This is a genomic window from Jeotgalibaca caeni, assembly GCF_028863945.1.
Lineage (GTDB): Bacteria > Bacillota > Bacilli > Lactobacillales > Aerococcaceae > Jeotgalibaca > Jeotgalibaca caeni.
This window is the reverse complement of sequence record NZ_JARBEA010000149.1, coordinates 1-534: the sequence shown is the minus strand read 5'-3', so window position 1 is coordinate 534 and position 534 is coordinate 1. Positions and strand designations below refer to the sequence as shown.

Here is a 534-nt window from a genome sequence, read left to right as displayed (position 1 = left end):
AATGGCTCGCCCAACTGGGGCGTTGCGGTTTAGTTGAACGCTCCTATATCCCCTCACCTGAGGTGATGGAGCTGCGGCTGATGACCCGGCGTCAACGCTCGTATACCGAGAAACGAACCCAGGCGAAGAACGAGTTGCACAACATCCTACAGCGTTCCAATATTAAACTGACCGGTTTTTTGTCGGATATTTTTTCCAAGACCGGCCAAGCATTGTTGGAGCTGTTCATTGATGGGGAGGCCATCACGGTCGAGTCGGTAATGACCTGTGTCCATGGAAATGTTAAGGCGACTCCGGAGGACCTGGTTGCGGCGATGGACGGAAAAATGACTGGGGTTGACCGGCGGTTGTTGGACGATTCCTTGGATGAGTACCGCTTCTATACACAGAAAATCAACCGCATTGAAGAGGACATCAAGCAGTATATCCTGCATCATTTTCCGGTGGAATACGAGCTGCTGCGGGAAATTCCCGGCGTGAGCGAACATAGTGCTGCTGTTATTCTAGGAGAAATTGGCCCAAATGTAGAGGCCT

At 51.5% G+C, this 534-nt stretch carries 1 pseudogene; it reads left to right on the top strand.

The features are described 5' to 3' along the window. Nucleotides 1-134: 134 nt before the first annotated feature. Nucleotides 135-534 (top strand): annotated as a pseudogene (locus PVE40_RS12935) (IS110 family transposase); the annotation flags it as partial.